This window comes from Confluentibacter lentus, assembly GCF_002806995.1.
GTDB lineage: Bacteria > Bacteroidota > Bacteroidia > Flavobacteriales > Flavobacteriaceae > Confluentibacter > Confluentibacter lentus.
This window is the reverse complement of sequence record NZ_NIHE01000003.1, coordinates 130,280-149,856: the sequence shown is the minus strand read 5'-3', so window position 1 is coordinate 149,856 and position 19,577 is coordinate 130,280. Positions and strand designations below refer to the sequence as shown.

Annotated in this window: 16 protein-coding genes; 8 read left to right on the top strand and 8 right to left on the bottom strand. The window is 34.6% G+C overall.

Annotated features, from left to right (window positions below; all coding sequences use genetic code 11):
- Positions 1-13: 13 nt before the first annotated feature.
- The 4 genes from CDH50_RS07580 to CDH50_RS07565 all read right to left on the bottom strand — a co-directional run bounded on the left by CDH50_RS07580 (position 14) and on the right by CDH50_RS07565 (position 7,559).
- A complete protein-coding gene (locus CDH50_RS07580) occupies positions 14-874 on the bottom strand; it encodes an N-acetylglucosamine kinase (RefSeq protein ID WP_100611414.1) in 861 nt (286 codons plus the stop codon).
- Between the two features lie 81 nt (positions 875-955).
- Positions 956-1,957 carry a type I glyceraldehyde-3-phosphate dehydrogenase gene (gene gap / locus CDH50_RS07575; RefSeq protein WP_100611413.1) on the bottom strand — a complete coding sequence of 334 codons (1,002 nt, stop codon included), beginning with the start codon at positions 1,955-1,957 and terminating at the stop codon, positions 956-958.
- 17 nt (positions 1,958-1,974) lie between these two features.
- Entirely contained in the window at positions 1,975-2,961 is a 987-nt protein-coding gene (pfkA, locus tag CDH50_RS07570) for a 6-phosphofructokinase (RefSeq protein WP_100611412.1), read from the bottom strand.
- Between the two features lie 155 nt (positions 2,962-3,116).
- Positions 3,117-7,559, bottom strand: coding sequence for a translocation/assembly module TamB domain-containing protein (locus CDH50_RS07565; protein WP_100611411.1), 4,443 nt, complete (start codon positions 7,557-7,559; stop codon positions 3,117-3,119).
- 271 nt (positions 7,560-7,830) lie between these two features.
- Here CDH50_RS07565 and tsaD point away from each other — a divergent pair, with 271 nt between their 5' ends.
- The 6 genes from tsaD to CDH50_RS07535 all read left to right on the top strand — a co-directional run bounded on the left by tsaD (position 7,831) and on the right by CDH50_RS07535 (position 13,328).
- On the top strand, positions 7,831-8,853 hold the full coding sequence (gene tsaD, locus CDH50_RS07560) for a tRNA (adenosine(37)-N6)-threonylcarbamoyltransferase complex transferase subunit TsaD (protein ID WP_100611410.1): 1,023 nt from the start codon (positions 7,831-7,833) through the stop codon (positions 8,851-8,853).
- Positions 8,854-8,943: 90 nt separating this feature from the next.
- Positions 8,944-9,648 (top strand): 16S rRNA (uracil(1498)-N(3))-methyltransferase, encoded by a 705-nt coding sequence (locus tag CDH50_RS07555; protein ID WP_100611409.1) that lies wholly within the window; start codon positions 8,944-8,946, stop codon positions 9,646-9,648.
- Between the two features lie 94 nt (positions 9,649-9,742).
- Positions 9,743-10,393, top strand: coding sequence for a DUF4159 domain-containing protein (locus tag CDH50_RS07550; protein WP_100611408.1), 651 nt, complete (start codon positions 9,743-9,745; stop codon positions 10,391-10,393).
- Positions 10,394-10,528: 135 nt separating this feature from the next.
- On the top strand, positions 10,529-11,029 hold the full coding sequence (locus CDH50_RS07545; RefSeq protein WP_100611407.1) for a TrmH family RNA methyltransferase: 501 nt from the start codon (positions 10,529-10,531) through the stop codon (positions 11,027-11,029).
- Positions 11,030-11,050: 21 nt separating this feature from the next.
- Positions 11,051-12,139, top strand: a complete 1,089-nt coding sequence (locus CDH50_RS07540; protein WP_100611406.1) for an AI-2E family transporter — start codon at positions 11,051-11,053, stop codon at positions 12,137-12,139.
- A gap of 7 nt (positions 12,140-12,146) precedes the next feature.
- Entirely contained in the window at positions 12,147-13,328 is a 1,182-nt protein-coding gene (locus CDH50_RS07535) for a THUMP-like domain-containing protein (protein WP_100611703.1), read from the top strand.
- 44 nt (positions 13,329-13,372) lie between these two features.
- Here the strand turns inward: CDH50_RS07535 and CDH50_RS07530 are convergent, their stop codons facing one another.
- Genes CDH50_RS07530 through CDH50_RS07515 form a run of 4 tightly spaced genes read right to left on the bottom strand, consistent with a single transcriptional unit; the run spans position 13,373 to position 17,784 of the window.
- A complete protein-coding gene (locus tag CDH50_RS07530; protein ID WP_100611405.1) occupies positions 13,373-13,810 on the bottom strand; it encodes a hypothetical protein in 438 nt (145 codons plus the stop codon).
- Positions 13,811-13,845: 35 nt separating this feature from the next.
- Positions 13,846-15,753, bottom strand: coding sequence for an acetate--CoA ligase (gene acs, locus CDH50_RS07525; RefSeq protein WP_100611404.1), 1,908 nt, complete (start codon positions 15,751-15,753; stop codon positions 13,846-13,848).
- A 53-nt stretch (positions 15,754-15,806) separates the two neighbouring features.
- Entirely contained in the window at positions 15,807-17,507 is a 1,701-nt protein-coding gene (locus tag CDH50_RS07520) for a sodium:solute symporter family protein (RefSeq protein ID WP_100611701.1), read from the bottom strand.
- A gap of 19 nt (positions 17,508-17,526) precedes the next feature.
- On the bottom strand, positions 17,527-17,784 hold the full coding sequence (locus tag CDH50_RS07515) for a DUF4212 domain-containing protein (RefSeq protein WP_100611403.1): 258 nt from the start codon (positions 17,782-17,784) through the stop codon (positions 17,527-17,529).
- A 186-nt stretch (positions 17,785-17,970) separates the two neighbouring features.
- Here CDH50_RS07515 and CDH50_RS07510 point away from each other — a divergent pair, with 186 nt between their 5' ends.
- On the top strand, positions 17,971-19,059 hold the full coding sequence (locus tag CDH50_RS07510) for a heparan-alpha-glucosaminide N-acetyltransferase domain-containing protein (RefSeq protein ID WP_100611402.1): 1,089 nt from the start codon (positions 17,971-17,973) through the stop codon (positions 19,057-19,059).
- 67 nt (positions 19,060-19,126) lie between these two features.
- Positions 19,127-19,513, top strand: a complete 387-nt coding sequence (locus CDH50_RS15185; protein WP_198513452.1) for a hypothetical protein — start codon at positions 19,127-19,129, stop codon at positions 19,511-19,513.
- Positions 19,514-19,577: the final 64 nt, after the last annotated feature.

The following is a 19,577-nucleotide window of genomic DNA, read 5'->3' as shown; positions in this document are numbered from 1 at the left end:
TTAAGAAATATGATTATAAATTTTTAGTATGGAAAGTCACCAACCCTTCAATAGGACGACGTTCAAAATTACCAACTGTAAAGCCCATTTCTTGTGCGACTTCTTTAATTTCTTCTTTTGAGAAATAAGCAATAGAGCCTGCAAAATGTACGGGAACGGTTTTAATTTCTTCCTTGTACTGCATGATCATGTTTTTTACAAACAAGCGAATGCCTTTTTTTATAAGCTCCACAATGTATTCGGAATCTTTATTTAAAAACATAAATTCCGCAAAGTTTGCTAAATAGGCATTTGGATTGGATTGCTTATAAATATTATACTTAATATAATCTGGTTCCAAATTATACTTGCTGCCAAAGGCTACTTTAATAGCTTCAGGCATGTGATTGAAATAATAATCCCTAATGAGTTCCTTGCCGTAATAATTACCTGAAGCATCGTCCATTAAAATATAACCTAAAGATTGTACACGCTGGTGCAATATTTTCCCATCAAAATAGCTACAGTTAGAACCAGTTCCCAAAATACAAACCACGGCAGCTTCGGTGTCATGATTAATCGTGCCATAAACCGCTGCCAAAGTATCCTCTTCTACTTTTACAACCGCATTTAAAAAAATATCTTTGAGTACATTACGCACGATCTCTTTACCTCTATCCGTTCCACAACCGGCTCCGTAAAAAAACACATGAGTGACTTCGGTTTTATGTGCCTTTAAATCTGGATTCTTTTTAATTATTTTTTTTAGTTTGTCCTCTGTTAAGATTTCTGGATTAAGTCCTTTAGTACGAATCTTTTCCTTTAACTTATTTCCGTTATTATCTACAGCAATCCAATCACTTTTTGTAGAGCCACTATCAACAATTAAAATCATGGGGTTTTAAATAAAAAACTCCACAGAATCTTGCGGTTTACAATACATCTGTGGAGTTGTTAATACTACTTTTTTCTTGAATTATATTTTGCTTATGTGTTGTGCTAAATCAACTAATTTAGTTGAATATCCAAATTCATTATCGTACCAAGATACTAATTTAAAGAAATTATCATTTAAAGCAATACTTGCATCAGCATCAAAAATACTAGTCATAGGTTCTGATACGAAATCCTGAGATACGACTGCTTCTTCAGTATAACCTAAAATACCTTTTAAATCACCTTCTGAAGCATTCTTTAAAGCCGCTTTAACTTCAGCCCAAGTAGCAGATTTTTCTGTTCTTACCGTTAAATCCACTACAGACACATCCGCAGTAGGAACCCTAAACGCCATACCAGTTAATTTACCATTCAATTCTGGAATCACTTTTCCAACAGCTTTAGCCGCTCCTGTTGAAGAAGGAATGATGTTGATTAAAGCACTTCTACCACCTCTCCAATCTTTTCTTGATGGACCATCAACAGTTAATTGAGTTGCTGTAGTAGCATGAACGGTTGTCATTAAACCTTCTACAATTCCGAAATTATCATTGATAACTTTCGCTAAAGGCGCTAAGCAGTTTGTTGTACACGATGCGTTTGAAACAATGGTATGCTCAGCCGTGATTTGCTTATGGTTTACACCCATAACAAACATAGGAGCATCCGCAGACGGTGCAGAAATAGCTACTTTTTTAGCACCTGCAGTGATGTGTTTTTGTGCACCTTCCAAGGTTGTGAAAATACCTGTACAATCTAATACAACGGTTGCACCAATAGCATCCCATTTTAAATCTTCTGGATTACGCTCTGCAGTAATTCTTATTTCTTTGCCATTAACTACTAAGTGGCCATTTTTTACTTCAACAGTGCCGTTAAAACGACCATGGGTAGAATCGTATTTTAATAAATAAGCTAAATGTTCAACATCTAACAAATCGTTAATACCAACTACTTCAACATCTGGTCTACTAACTGCTACTCTAAAAGCAATTCTACCTATTCTACCAAATCCGTTAATTCCTAATTTTAATTTTGACATAATTTTGTTTATAAATGTTAAGTGCTCATGATATCTGAGACACGCAATAATTCTAAGTTTATTTTTGTTTTTCCTTTTATAGCCATTTCTAGAGGCGTTAATTCCATAACACCATTTATGAGCCCGACCATATAATTGGTCTTTCCTTCCAACAAGGACTCAACTGCTTTCACGCCCATTCTACTCGCCAAAACACGGTCAAAACATGATGGTGGCCCGCCACGTTGCATGTGTCCTAAAACCGACACTCTAACGTCATAACCTTCCATATTTTGGTCGACATAATCTTTTAGTTCAAAAATGTTCTTTCCTATTTTGTCGCCTTCAGCAACAACAACAATACTGGATGTTTTTCCTGATTTTCTACTTCTGTTCAAAGATTCCACAAGTCGGTCCAATCCTAAATCTTCCTCAGGAATTAAAATTTCTTCTGCACCACCTGCGATTCCTACGTTTAAAGCGATGTGACCAACATCCCTGCCCATCACTTCCACAAAAAACAATCTATTATGCGAACTAGCCGTATCCCTAATTTTATCAATGGCATCTACAACAGTATTTAAAGCAGTATCAAAACCTAAGGTATGCGATGTACCTACAATATCATTATCTATAGTTCCTGGAATTCCTATTACTGGAAAATCAAATTCCTCATTAAAAATCATACCCCCAGTAAACGACCCATCACCCCCAATGATTACAAGAGCATCTATACCAGCCTCAGATAATTTTTGAAAAGCTTTTTTTCTTCCTTCTTTTTCCCTGAATTCTTTAGATCTTGCCGACTTAAGCATAGTACCACCTTTGTTGATAATCCCTCTGACGCTTCTAGCATCCATTATTTGAAAATCACCTTCAATAAGTCCTTCATAACCACGGTAAATACCAATACACTCAACATTATGATATGCACATGTTCTGACTACCGAACGTATTGCTGCATTCATCCCGGGAGAATCGCCCCCAGATGTTAAAACCCCTATTTTTTTTATTGCTTTTGGCATGGAAATTTTTTAATTATAGGTAAAATTACTAAAGAAAAATTAGATAGCGATAGCATTTATCCTATTTTAATGGGAGTTGCAAAACTATAACGTTTTAGTTAATAAAAAATATGAAATTTTAATTTTTATACAAAAAAGAGGCTTTTTTTCTTAAATTATTCATCTTTTTTCTTTGTAGACTTTTGTTTAATAAAACCAGGAAAGGCATTTGCTTCATCATCTTCTTCATATCCATCCTCATCATAATCTTCGGCTTCTTCTTGAGGTTTAACTTCTTGAGGGGGTTCTTCCTCCTGGATTAGACTTTCCGGAGTTTCCTCCTTTTTAAATAAACTTCGTATTAACTCTCTAAATGTATCGAAATCAACACTATAAGTAAGCCCAACGCCTTGTGTATAACCAATGGCTTCACCAAAATTCCTGATACTATTTTCCCTGTTAAATACATTGGCTGTTAAAGTACCGTCTTCATTCAATAAAAAATTAATTTCAACATCTCCTGCTACGACTGTTTCATTGGCCCCCGACCCTCCAACAGGTACGCCTACCTTACCATTAATAAGTACACGATCACTGATTTTTGTTTGCAATTTTAAATCGAATCTACTATCTGTTCTATAATCAGGTCTGTTGGTACCTACTTCATAATTAACACCTATATTTAGTTTACCATCTCCGTTTGTAAAAAAGCTATTAATAATGCCATTAAGCCTTTCTGCAATGGTGCCAGAAAAATTAAGTTCGCTTATTCCTCTAGAAAAAGAGCCTGTTGATAGTAAATAAAGGGCTTGGTTTTGCTTATCTTCCTCAGACTCCAATCGGTACTGAAGCTCGGATTTTACAGCAGAATTTACATTTGGAAATTCAAACTGATACAGTGGTACGGGTTGTTCTAATTGTCCCGTTAAAGTAATATTCAAATTAACAGGAATGCTTCTATTAATTGGATTATCCAATAATGGCGATGGGTTGGTTTCTGTTCTATAAACTGCTGAAATATTAATACGTGCTTTTAATGGATCGCCATCCCAAGCAATGGTTCCCCCTGGTTTTACTGTGAATTCTTTTCTAATTAAGCCACCATAAGCAAAATTATATACCCCTTGAAATACCGAAAAATCCCCCCACATATTAAACTTCCCGTTGGTGTTGATTTCTAAAAGTATGTTACCATTCCCTCTTCCCCTTAAAGCATGCCCTGTTTCTTGATTGATGATGAGTTCTACCTCGGCATCTTCAGTAATATCTAAATCAAAGTCCAATTCAAGACCATAAACATCATTTAAAACCAAATCAATACCTTTTTGTTTGGCCTCTTTTTCTTCTTTGGTTATAAAATGAATGAATGAATTATCTCCAAAAGACTCTGTATTATTTAACGGAATTTTAAATACAGTTCCCGCCTTGGTCTCTCCTACTACTGCTATGGACAATTGGTCTGTTGGCCCCTTAATGGTTGCTGAACCACCAATAAAGCCCGTGCCATAATAGGCGGATTCATCGGTCAATTTAGTATCTAGAACTAGCAATCTAGGTGTATTTAATCGTAAATCTAAAGCCCATTTCGAAAAATTTGTATGGCTCAAACTACCATTTAATTGTCCTTTTGAGTTAAACTTAGTATCCGTTAATTGAATGTTGTTAAAAATAAAACTTTGATCTTTTAAAGTGACCGAGGATTTATCGGCAAAACTGTAATCGACATTAAGATATGGTATGGTTAACCCTGCTTTATTTAAGGTAAGATTTCCATTGATATCGGGCTGCTTTAAATTACCATTAAGGTTGACATCTCCCGTAACACTTCCTCTAATATTGCTCAATACATCTTGGAGTAATGGGTTTAATGGTTTTAATGCAAAATCATTAAAAGTTAAACTGACATCAATATTGGGTTCGCTGCCCATGACACTAATATCCCCTTGCGCCCTGAATGATTTTTTAACATCATCCTTGATAGTTACGTCAACAATATAATTTGTTAGGTTTTCATTACCTGTAATACTGGCGTCAAACGATCCAAACTCAAAATCATTAACCTTAAAATTATCTATAACAATAGTGGAGTTTGGTAAATAATTACCATTTTTCTGTAAAAGATCCAATTTACCATTCACATTTCCTCCTAAAGACAAGCTATCTATATCTGGGGTAATTTTAGCTAGATCTACATTTTTAAAATTAAGTTTTAAATCTTTTTGGGTAGAATCTTTTATAAATCCAGAAAGGCTTAATTCTTGATTTTCATGGTTTATAAATAACCTGTCAATATTGAAATACGTAAAGCTATTATTGAATGTGAATTTGTTAAACCTATCTTGTTTTTCGTTTATGTACCATTTGGTATCCTTTATAGTGATATCAGAGGTTTTAAAGCCGACAACAGATTGTTTATCTTCATTAATGGTATGGTAAAAACTTAAATTGTAACTATCTTTATTTTGTTTTCCGCCTGTAAATTCAGCCCTCATAAATAAGGTGTCACGAAGCGTCACATTTATTAAATTAAGTTTAGAAACATTGTAGTATTTTGTATTGATGCTATCTACTTCTAAATACGTGTTAAAAAGCGGATTACTATTATCTACTTGCAGTTCTATATTATTGGCAAAATAATCATATACTTTTATTTCAGGAGATTTAAACGTTACCCTAAATTTTTCTTCATCGGTTTCAACCCTGCCCCTTATAAATGTGTTTTTACCTAGCTCTATTTCAGGATAAAAAACTTCAATAATTTTGTTATAAATTTTAAAATTAAAATCAACATATTGATTACTGGTCACTTTATTAGGAATGTAATTTGTGTAAATATGCCCTATTGAATTTTGCACTAGTTTGGGCAAATCCTTAATCACAAAACGTCCGTTTAAATTACCTTCAATGATATCGGGTGAGTTTATTTCTAAAAATCGGATTTTGTCTTCAAACCTAGAAGTAACGTCAAACTTATCAAAATAATAGGTGTCATTTTGATTTTTATATGAGGTGTTACTGAATGAAATTTTACCATAGGCATTATCCAATGAGCTGCCATTTACATTCATCTTAACATTACTTCTTAAAATAGATATGCTGTCTTTCTTTATAAAATTTAATGCGTTTAAATTGGCATAACCTATATTGGCTTCGAAATCATACTTATTATCTTTTTCTGAAAAATCTACCAATCCATTAAAATTTAGCATTAAATTTTCATCATTTGAAATAAGATTTCCGTCAAATATTTTGTTTCTAACATTCCCTTCAACTTTGATGGATGTATAATTATAATCGTTATATTCTATTTCGAAAATATTACCAATGACCTGTGTATTAATGGTTGCAGCAATAAACCCCTGTCCTTTAACATCAACATTTAAAGACCCTAAACCAATTTTTGGGTCATTTAAAAACACTCCAAAATCAAAATTTTCAAAAGCGACATTGCCTTTATAAATAGCATTATCTATGTCATTAATTTTATTTATTTCCAGTTTAGAATCAAGAAAGCCTAAATCGGTATCTATTTGAATATTGGCTTTAACCGTGGAAGATGTAATTTCAGTTTTTCCAGCTATGGTAAATTTACCCAGTTTATCGAAAGCACTTGGAATGGAAGCTCCTAAAACATTAGGTAACATAGCTTTTAAATCTTTATAAGTTGAAGAAAGATTTGTAAAACTTCCGTCCATATAAAAATTATCCGGCTCGCTATTAAATAGGTTTTTAAAGTGCATATTACCGTAAACTTGGGTATTGGTGTTGGTGTTCAATTCCACATCACCAACATACAAATCGTTTAAAGTTCCCGTTAAATCGGCATTAAAAGTGACAAGTTGGTTTTTACCAAACTCGTTATAAAAAATATTCAGCTCATCTAGCAATATGCTGGAATCCTTAAAATTCGCAACTATCTTTACTTTGTTTTCAAAATCTATAAAGTCTTCCCTGTTATAAACAAATTGCAAATACCCTTTTAAATTTGAGTGAGGTGTTTCAATATCAAGACTGGAAAATATCATGTCCTTTAATGTGTATGAAAAATTTGTTGTCATATTTTTCATTTCAAAACCCCTATGATCTTTAAAAGCTAATGTGTTTATTCTAGCGCTAACATCACTACCGTTAATTAAAAAGTTAGTAGCATTAATGTTCAAATTATAAAATGCTAAGAGTTTGACCGTTTCTTTATTTTCATCGGTCAATTTAAAAATCCCGTTGTAAATGGAAACATCACTAGAAGACATTAAAAAGTGGCTCTCTTCAACCCTTGGGTTATCATCTTCAAATTTGGCTACAAAAACATCTAAATTGGTATCATTCTCCCCTTGATAGGTTTTAATATTAAAGACTAAATCCATAATATCGATATCCCCAAAAGCCAACTTGCCATTAATCAAGTTCCTTATACTTAAAATTGAAGTGTTTAATTCGGCTATACTAATCAGGGTATCTTTTTTATAATCTTCTACATAAATTTGCTTAAGCTCAACATCGCCATTAAATTGCAATCCTACCTTTCCAATATTAATATTGGTGCCAAATTCTTCATTAAGACGGTTGGTGGCATATTTACCAAGTCGGGTTTGTATGGCAGGAATAGATAATATTAACACCAAAATGATGAACAAGAGTAGTAGTACACCTACTATTTTTGATGCTATTTTTAAGGCTTTTTTGATACGTTTAAAGATATTATTTTATTAAGAATGAACTATATTTCCCTAGCAAATACTCATTTAAAAAATTGTCTAAAGCAAACTACTTAAACAATTTTTACACATTCATTAAAAAAATAAATGAGTAGTTTTGCAAATACGGACAATTGAAAGCATCAGACTTTTAATTATTTTCAAAATTAACAATTATTGTGCCTAATTTTAACTAATGACTTCACAAAATATTTACATACTGGGAATTGAGTCTTCTTGCGATGATACTGCGGCTTCCGTAATACATAACGGGCGTATCTTAAGTAATGTTATTGCCAACCAAAAAATACATGAAGAATATGGTGGCGTGGTGCCAGAATTGGCTTCTAGGGCCCATCAACAAAACATTGTTCCCGTAGTCACACAAGCTCTTAAAAAAGCAAACATTACCAAAGATCAACTCCATGCCATTGCGTTTACGCGTGGTCCTGGGCTTATGGGTTCGCTCCTTGTTGGGACTTCTTTTGCGAAATCGTTGGCTTATGGATTGGATATTCCACTTATAGACGTGAACCACATGCAAGGACATATTCTCGCACATTTTATTGATGAAGAGGGTTACAATAAACCACCGTTTCCGTTTTTGGCAATGACCATTTCTGGTGGACATACACAAATCGTGAAGGTGAACCATTATTTTGACATGGAAGTGATTGGCGAAACCATTGATGATGCCGTTGGCGAAGCGTTTGATAAAAGTGGCAAAATACTCGGTTTGGGTTATCCTGCCGGTCCAGAAATGGATAAAAGAGCGCAATTGGGCAATCCGAAAGCGTATGCTTTTACAAAACCAAAAGTAGATGGTTTAAATTTTAGTTTTTCAGGGTTGAAAACAGGGATTTTATATTTTATCCAGAATGAAACCAAAAACAATCCCAATTTTATAGCAGAGAACATCAATGACATTTGTGCCTCTATTCAACACACCATTATTGGTATTTTAATTGACAAATTAAAACTGGCCGTTAAAGAAACTGGCATTAAACATATTGCTATTGGCGGTGGTGTATCCGCAAACTCTGGTATTAGAAAAGCATTGAAAGATGGTGAGCAAAAATTCGGGTGGACCACTTATGTGCCTAAATTCGAATTCACGACCGATAATGCTGCCATGATTGCCATTGTAGGCTATTTAAAATATTTAGATGGTGATTTTGCTGAACAAAATGTAGCGGCTTCGGCACGACTGAAAATTTGAAGCCCTACCCAACCTTCCCAAATGGAAGGAGTTTGTAACAAGTTTAAAAATTACTTTTAACTTTTAATTTTTCACTTTTAACTTAACTAGATGCAGCTTTTCTACAATCCAGATATTACCGAAACAACAAATGAGTTTTCTTTTTCTAAAGAAGAAAGCAATCACATTGTAAAAGTGTTGCGTAAAAATATGGGCGATACGCTCCATATCACCAATGGCGAAGGTTGGCTATTTACTGCCGAAATCACACTGGCTGATATAAAAAAATGTTTGGTGAAAATAGTTGACAAATCCCTTCAACCAAAAAGAAACTACCAGTTGCATTTAGCAGTTGCACCGACAAAAATGAACGACCGTTATGAATGGTTTTTAGAAAAAGCGACTGAAATTGGTATTGATACTATTACCCCAATTATCTGCGATCACAGTGAACGGAAAATTGTAAAAAACGACCGTTTTGAAAAAATCGTGCAGTCGGCCATGAAACAATCCTTAAGCTGTTATTTACCAAAACTTAACGAACCTATTTTATTTAAGGATTTTATAAATCAGAAGTTTGCGGGAGATTTATTCATTGCCCATTGCGAAGAAACCGATAAAAAATCTTTAAAAAATGAGATTACACCGAATTCGAATATAACCATTTTAATCGGACCCGAAGGCGATTTTAGCGTTAAAGAAATTAAAATGGCAATTGAAAATAAATTTATTCCCGTAACTTTGGGAGACACCAGATTACGTACAGAAACCGCCGCTATTGTGGCTTGCCATTCTGTAGCTTTTATAAATGAATAATATAATATGAAACACCAATGATAAAAACATTAAGACACACGAGGATGATTATTGAGGGTGTTGCATCTGACCGAAATTTAAATAATAAAAACAGATGAAAAGAACGTCAATACTTTTGTCTATTATCTTTTGTCTATTATCTTTCATCTCCTTTTCACAAGACATCGCATTACTTAAATATAAAGGCGGTGGCGATTGGTACTCTAATCCAACAGCTTTAAAAAATTTAATTGCCTATTGTAACTCGAATATCAATACTAAAATCCACCCAAAAGCGCAAGAAGTTGAAGTAGGCAGCCAAGATATTTTTCAATACCCTTTTTTACACATGACGGGGCATGGCAACGTTTTTTTTAGTGAAACGGATGCCGAAAATTTACGTAATTATTTAGTTTCCGGAGGTTTTTTACATATCGATGACAATTATGGTATGAAGCCTTATATCACCAAAGAACTTAAAAAAGTATTTCCTGATAAGGATTTAGTGGAGCTTCCTTCCAATCATGGTGTGTTTAATACGGTTTACAAATTTCCTGAAGGTTTGCCAAAAATCCATGAACATGATGGCAAACGTCCGCAAGCATTTGGTATTTTTCACGAAGACCGATTGGTATTATTATTCACTTTGGAAAGCGATTTAGGCGACGGCTGGGAAGACCCTGATGTACACAACGACCCCGCAGATGTTAGGGAAAAAGCCCTTAAAATGGGTGCCAATATTGTGAAATATGCGTTTGAAAATTGAAGTGATTATGATGTACGATTTATGAATAAACGATTAAACAACTAAAACAATTAACGAGTTGCGATTTACGATTACACAATTAAACGATTAAACATCTCAACAACAAACATCTTAACAACAAACAACTAAACACCAGTGCAATTAACTCACTACAACACAACCTTTCCAAAACGCACATTCCCCATCATATTGGTTTGCGACAACGTTACGAATGCCCCCAATATGGGAAGTTTATTCAGAACAGCAGACGCTTTTGGAGTTGAAAAATTAATTCTTTGTGGTAAACATATTGAGCTTGGAAGAAAAATGACCAAAACATCGAGAGCGACCGAAAAGGTGGTGAATTATGAAATTTCAGAATCCGCTTCAAACGTTATAGACCATTTAAAAACTAAAGGTTACCAAATCATCTCGCTTGAAATCACCAATTCCAGTCAGCCACTTCATGCCTATACATTTTCAAAAGAAAAACCTATCGTTTTAGTCATTGGAGATGAGAATTTCGGAGTTTCTGAAGCTACTTTAAAAAACTCGGATGCGATTGTTCATATTGATATGTTCGGACAAAATAGTAGCATGAATGTGGTACAAGCTACCAATATTGCTTTATATGAAATGACTAAGCAACTTTTATAGCCGATTTATTATATTTACTAAATGAATTCAAAAATAATAGCAAGCGGTATTCTAAGAGCATTGTCCATTATCATTGGCGTTGCTATTCTGCTTTTTTTCTTATATGAAATACGGTCTGTTTTGGCTTATTTGGCTATTGCCGCCGTTATTTCCCTAATAGGAAGGCCCATTGTATTGTTTTTAAGAAGGCGCTTCAAGTTTAAAAACACGCTTGCTGTCATTGTAACTATGGTATTGTTGATTGCTATATTTTTAGGCATCATGAGCTTATTTATCCCTTTGGTTATTGAACAAATTCATAACTTATCCTTATTAAACATAGATGAACTACAAAAGAATCTAGAGGATTTATACATACAAATCATTAATTATTTCCAATTGAATGATTTAGATGTTAAACAATCTTTTAATGACTACAATCTATTTTCTAAAATTGATTATTCAATAATTCCCGCTTTTTTTAATTCCATTATTAGTGGCTTTGGTAATTTTACTGTTGGTTTTTTCTCTGTATTATTCATCTCTTTTTTCTTTTTAAAAGACAGTCAACTTTTTGAAAATGGTATTCTTATGTTCATTCCAGATAGTAAAGAAAGTCGGTGGAAAAACTCATCAACCAAAATTAAGGATTTGTTATCCAGATATTTTAATGGTCTTATTTTACAAATGGTCATTCTCTTCATTCTTTATATGATTGTTTTGGTTGTTTTCGGAATTAAGAACGCCATCATCATTGCTTTTTTATGTGCTTTGCTGAATTTAATTCCCTATGTAGGCCCATTAATCAGTCTTGTTTTAATTATCATTTTAACAATGACCAGTAATTTGGGAGCAAGTTTTAGTGAGGTTATTTTCCCAAAAACCATCTACGTTGTCATTGGTTGTTTAATAGCACAATTCATAGACAATAATTTGAGTCAGCCCATCATTTTTTCAAAAAGCGTAAAGTCGCATCCATTGGAAATATTTCTAATCATTATCATAGCAGGCATTCTTTTTGGCATTATTGGTATGATGGTAGCGGTACCGGGCTACACGGCGATTAAAGTAATTTTAAAAGAGTTTTTATCAGAAAACAAGATTGTTAAAAAGCTTACTAAAGACCTTTAGTTTTACTTTGAATACAGCTATTTTAAATACTGATATACAGAATTTTATAAATAATCATTTACAGTCGAATATTTCTGAAATCGTATTAAAAGGAACCACTTTTGACGCCGTTACTACCAAAGAACTCATCGAACAAATAGAAGCTAAAGTCAAGTGCGAAAAGAAGCTCCCCATCTGGTTTAAAACCCCACTTATTTACTATCCCAATAAATTAAATATTGAGCAAACGTCTTCTGAAACTACGGCGGACTATAAAGCTAGTTTGATGCATGGGAAAAGCATGATTGACGTAACGGGCGGTTTTGGTGTCGATTGTTATTATTTCTCAAAACAATTTGATTTGGTGACGCATTGTGAGATTGATAAGAAACTATCGGAAATCGTTGCGCATAATTACAAACAACTTCTGGTTTCGAATATTAAAACCATACATACTGATGGCTTAGAGTATTTGGAAAAGACCGATGAAGCACTTGATTGGATTTACATAGACCCTTCCAGACGTCACGACAGCAAAGGCAAAGTCTTCCTTTTAAATGATTGTTTACCTAATGTTCCAGAACATTTAGAGTTACTTTTTCAGCATTCAAAAAATATTATGATTAAAACATCGCCATTGCTTGATATATCGGTCGGTATTGGCGAATTACAGTTCGTTAAAACCATTCATGTAGTGGCCGTCAATAATGAAGTCAAAGAATTACTGTGGATTTTGGAAGATGGTTTTACCGGAGACATACATATAAAAACCATCAATTTAAAACATGGCTCCGACGATTATTTTGAATTTCAATTGAAAGATGAAAAATCATTAGAATCACAATACAGCCAACCACTTACCTATTTATACGAACCCAACACCGCTATTTTAAAAGCTGGGGCCTTCAATACTGTTCCAGAGAAGCTATCAATTTTTAAACTTCATAAACATTCACATTTATATACCAGTGAATCACTGATTCCGTTTCCGGGAAGACGTTTTAAAATCGAAAACATAATTCCTTATAACAAAAAAGAACTGAAACAATTAGTAATCACCAAAGCCAATATTACGACCCGAAATTTTCCTGAAACGGTTGAGCAAATACGAAAAAAACTAGGCATTAAGGATGGTGGTGACTTGTATTTGTTTTTTACGACGGATACGGATGGTAACAAAATTGTTCTTGTCTGTAACAAAATCAAATAATCATCTTTAGAAGCTTCATATATAATTTCTAAGCTGCTTATGATTTAATTCCCATTTAAATAATCATATTTCATAATCTCATCAAGTTCGTCATCAATCTTATCATCAAATTTTAAATTAAACAGCATCCACTTATCTTTTGCTTTATAATACTTAAAAATAAACCTTAACGGCTGTCTATCATACTTCACTAGATAAATAGATACTTTTAAACTTTCCCCAAGAGATTTTTCAGTTAATTTTTCAAATCCAATATATTGCCCCATTAAATTGGCATATTCTCTAATCTGAAATTTAACTTTTTCTGTTCCATCTTTATTTTCACCCATCCATTTGTTGGTTCCAAAAATATAATCAAAAGCCGCGTTTGTATCCTTTTCATATTTTTTAAAAAATTCAGCCGTCATAGCATCTGTCGATTCTTGTCCATAAGATACATGCATCATAAAAATTAAGCCAAAAAATAAAATTAATTTTTTCATGATTTCTTCTTTAAATTATGTAGGACGTATATTTTTCACAAAGCATTATCAATAATCTCCTGAACAACTTCTGGATTTAATAACGTACTCGTATCACCCAAATTAGAAATGTCCTTACAAGCAATTTTGCGTAAAATACGACGCATGATTTTTCCCGAGCGTGTTTTTGGTAAGCCACTTGTAAACTGAATTTTATCCAATTTAGCTATCGGTCCGATATGCTCAGATATGATTTGATTGATTTCTTTACGCAAGTTATCATGCACACGCGATTCGCCCGTGTCTTTCAAAATAACAAATCCGTATAAGGCATTCCCTTTAATTTCATGTGGAAATCCAACTATGGCAGATTCTGCCACCGCTGGGTGTTCGTTAATAGCATCTTCTATAGGAGCCGTTCCTAAATTATGTCCAGACACAATAATCACATCATCAACGCGACCCGTGATTCTGTAATAACCGACTTCATCACGCAAAGCACCATCTCCTGTAAAATACTTATTTTCAAATGTCGAAAAATAGGTTTCTCTATAACGTTCATGATTGCCCCAAATGGTTCGCGCCATACTTGGCCAAGGGAATTTAATGCATAGTCTGCCATCTACCTGATTGCCTTTTAATTCCTCGCCAGTTTCATCCATTAAAGCAGGTTGAATCCCAGGGAATGGAAGCGTGGCGTAAGTTGGTTTTGTTGGCGTTACAAACGGAATGGGCGAAATCATAATCCCACCTGTTTCTGTCTGCCACCAAGTGTCCACAATCGGACTATTTTTCTTCCCTATATTATCATTATACCAATGCCACGCTTCTTCATTTATAGGTTCTCCAACAGACCCCAAGACTTTAAGCGAGGATAAATCATATTGATCAACCAACTCTGTTCCTTGTTTTGCTAAGGCACGAATGGCTGTTGGTGCTGTATAAAATTGGGTCACTTTATGCTTTTCTATGACTTTCCAAAAGCGTCCGAAATCCGGGTAATGTGGCACACCTTCAAACATGATGGTGGTAGCGCCATTTGCTAGCGGACCATAAACAATATAACTATGTCCCGTAATCCATCCAATATCTGCAGTACACCAATAGATGTCGCCATCTCTATATTGAAACACATTCTTAAAGGTATAAGCCGTGAAAACCATGTAGCCCCCCGTGGTATGCACCATGCCTTTTGGTTTTCCGGTTGAACCCGATGTATACAAAATGAATAATGGATCTTCCGCATCCATAATTTCAGCTTTACAAATAGCAGAAGCATTATCCAATAAAGGTTGTAACCATTTATCGCGGCCAGCTTTCATGTCTATTTCAGAATGGATTCGTTTGGCGACCAAAACCGTTTTTACGCACGGACAATCCTCTAAAGCATCATCCACAATGCCTTTTAAATCAATGGATTTTTCGCCACGGTAAGAGCCGTCACTGGTAATGACCATCTTACAATCCGAATCATTAATTCTCGTTGATAACGCTGTCGCGGAAAACCCTGCGAACACCACTGAATGAATGGCACCGATTCTAGCGCAAGCCAAAACGGAAATCGCTAATTCTGGAATCATCGGCAAATAAATACAAACCCGATCGCCTTTTGTGATGCCTTCTGTTTTTAAAACATTGGCGAATTTATTAACCCGTTCGTGTAACTGATTATAAGTTATATGTTCTGCTGCCTCATCTGGACTATTAGGTTCAAAAATAATAGCGGTTTTTTCGCCACGAGTGGCTAAATGTCTATCAATACAGTTTTCGGTAATATTTAATTTAGCACCTTCAAACCATTTCACTTCCGGTTTACTAAAATCCCAGCTCAGCACATTATCCCACTTTTTTTGCCACATAAAATGTTCTTCTGCAACTTCTTCCCAAAAATTTTCAGGTTCCCTGACGGATTTTCTATAAACTTGATAATATTCTTCTAAATGTTTTATGTGGTAATTACTCATTGTAAATAACTGTTGATTTGTTTATGCGTTGATTCGTTTATTTGATTTATTGTTTAATGTCCTGTTGCCTTTCCCGCACCACTAGGTATTCTTATTTTTTCGACCATAGCCTGCACATTCTTTGGTGGTTCTGGCGTGAATTTCATGATGGTGATGGATACAATGAAATTTAAAACCATGGCAACACTTCCGAAACCTTCGGGTGAAATGCCAAACCACCATTCGCTTTTATCCGGAAGCACTTCGTCAAACCATCCTAGTTTATATTTCATCATATAAAACAACATGGCAACGATACCAACCACCATACCCGCAATGGCACCTTCTTTATTCATTCTTTTATAAAAAATACCTAAAATAATGGCTGGGAAAAACGATGCCGCCGCCAATCCGAATGCCAATGCTACAACTGCCGCGACAAATCCTGGTGGATTAATTCCAAAATAACCCGCCACGCAAACCGCGCCGACAGCCGATAAACGAGCTGCCACCAATTCCCCTTTTTCAGAAATTTTAGGGTTGATTATTTTTTTGATTAAATCGTGGGACACCGACGAAGAAATCACCAATAACAATCCAGCTGCCGTTGAAAGCGCTGCCGCCAAGCCACCAGCCGCCACCAAGGCAATCACCCAATTGGGTAATTTGGCTATTTCAGGATTTGCCAAAACCATAATGTCGTTATCAACCGTTAATTCATTTTGATCTTTATTGGCCACATATTGAATGCGTCCGTCTTTATTTTTATCATCAAATACAATCAACCCTGTTTTTTCCCATTTCTTGAACCATTCAGGAACGCTAGCATATTCTTTATTAGAAACCGTTTCAATCAAATTCGTTCGTGCAAAAACGGATACGGCAGGTGCTGTAGTATATAAAATAACAATTAGCAACAACGCTAGACCAGCCGATTTACGGGCATCCTTTACATTCTTCACTGTAAAAAAGCGCACGATAACGTGTGGCAAACCTGCTGTGCCGACCATTAATGCTAAGGTGATGGCAAACACATCTATCATTGATTTCGAGCCTTGTGTATATTCAGCAAAACCAAGTTCAGTACTCAATCCGTCTAATTTATCAAGTAAATAGGTTCCAGAGCCATCAGATAAAGTGCTTCCAAAACCCAATTGCGGAATGGGATTTCCTGTCATTTGTATGGAGATAAAAATAGCAGGCACCATAAACGCAAAAATTAATACACAATATTGTGCGACTTGCGTATAGGTGATGCCTTTCATACCACCAAGAACGGCATAAAACAAGACAATGAGCATTCCTAATATAACACCTGTATTGATATCAACTTCCAAAAAGCGCGAAAACACAATACCAACGCCACGCATCTGACCCGCAACATAGGTAAACGATACAATAAGCGCACAAAAAACAGCTACAATACGAGCCGTATTGGAATAGTAACGATCACCAATAAAATCGGGAACAGTAAATTTTCCGAATTTGCGCAAATAAGGCGCTAGCAATAAGGCTAACAACACATAGCCTCCGGTCCATCCCATTAAATAAACAGCACCATCATAACCTGCAAAACTAATAATACCCGCCATCGATATAAATGACGCCGCACTCATCCAGTCCGCCGCCGTTGCCATACCATTCGCTAATGGCGATACACCGCCTCCCGCCACATAAAATTCCCTAGTAGAACCTGCTCGAGACCATATGGCGATTCCTATGTATAATGCAAATGTTAAACCTACTAAAATATACGTCCAGTTTTGAACGCTGATGGCTTCTACCAATAATAAACTAGTTGTCATATCCGTATTTTTTATCAAGTTTATTCATAATACGAACATACACGAAAATTAAAATAACAAACACATACATGGAACCTTGTTGCGCAAACCAAAAACCGAGTTTAAAGCCTGCTATTTTTATAGTGTCCAACGCATCTTTAAATAAGATGCCGGCTCCATAAGAAACCAAAAACCAAATGGTTAATAAAATGAAAAGATATTTGATATTCTCTTTCCAATAGGCGGTTGCCTTTTCTTGTTTAGTCATATTCTAGTTTAGTTTTAGTCCACTAATATATAAATTAAATTGTTCATGCAAGAAGTCAAGCTCTTTAGTTAAGAAAGAACAATCATTAACAAATTGGAATATCTGTTAAAAATCAGTAAATTATAATTTTGCTACAAATAATTTTTAAAACTATCTTTATACCAGTCAAACCATAACCTGAACCTGTTGCATTCTAATCGTCTTTATTTTATTGATGCCGTAAGAGCTTTTGCCATATTAATGATGTTACAGGGGCATTTTATTGATACGCTTTTAGACCCCATTTATAGAGATACCACAAATATATTTTTTAATATCTGGTCGTATTTTAGAGGCGTTACGGCTCCAACTTTTTTCACTATTTCCGGACTCGTTTTTATGTATTTATTGCTAAAAGCCAAAGAAAAGGGCAGCGATAAAGCACGAATCCGCAAAGGACTTTATAGGGGTTTATTGCTATTATTTATTGGATATACATTACGTGTCGATTTTTATGGATGGTTTCAAGGAAAATTTTACACCTACTTTTTAGTCATTGATGTTTTACAATGCATTGGTTTATCACTCATCCTTATGGTAGGTTTATATTATGTGTTTAAAGCAAATACCTATATTTTATCTATTGTATTGGTTATTATAGGCTGTGTTATTTTTGTAACGGAACCTTTATACAGAACCATTTTATTGCCTGACACTCCTTTATTTTTTGCAAACTATATCACTAAAGAAAACGGCTCCGTTTTTACCATCATACCATGGTTTGGCTATACGGCTTTTGGTGCATTTTTTGCAACTGTTTTTTTCAGACATGTACATAGGCGCGCCTTTAAAGTGCTGACCATTATTACATTTTTTACAGTTGGTTTATTACTCATATTTAAATCCTCCATCATTCTTCATAAAATAGGCCGTTTAACAGGGGAGACACTTTTTAATGCTGCGGCAGATTATAATTATTTATTCTCCCGTTTGGGCGATGTGCTGGTGCTTTTCGGTTTGTTTTACACGTTTGAGCATTTTTTTAAACGCTCTATCATTACCAGAATTGGTGAAAAAACATTATCCATTTACACGTTTCATTTCATCATTATTTTTGGAAGTTATACAGGTATCGGACTTAAGCATTTCTACTACAAAGCCCTAGATCCTTATCAGGCTGTTCTTGGTGCGTTGGCTTTTATTCTGGTGACAGTGGTTATTTCATTTTACTATGCAAAAACCAACACGTTTTTTTATAATCTATTTCTAAAAGTAGTTGACAGGATTAAACAATAATCTTGTAAAAACTCTTTTTATAATGACTTTAAAAATAATTTTATTATAATAGCGTTAGTTTTGCAGCATGTTTCAACACATAAGACATAGCATAGCCGTTAGATTCCTTTGGGGATTCATGGGATTGTATTTTCTTAATATGAGTGTTGATACTGTGGATGCTTTCCCAAACCACATTCCTGAAGATTTATCATTCAACGACCAAGAAAGTATTGTGGAAATTGTTGTGGAACAAGTTTTGGGCTTTGAGAATGCTATTGAAGAGCACGATGACCCCGATACCGAAAACCATACAAAAAAAGGCCATTTTAAAATAGATTTTATTCCTACAACCGTTTCAGAGGAAAACAATAGGGAGCCTATTTTGAATGTTCTTAAACAGATATGCCACCATCCCAACAGCCATATATCTGTTGGACATCACCAAATTAACAATCCACCGCCCGAAGTTTGATTTATTAGTTTATTCTTAAAAACACTTCTATCCTTTTATAAGAGTTAGAAAAACTATTAATTCA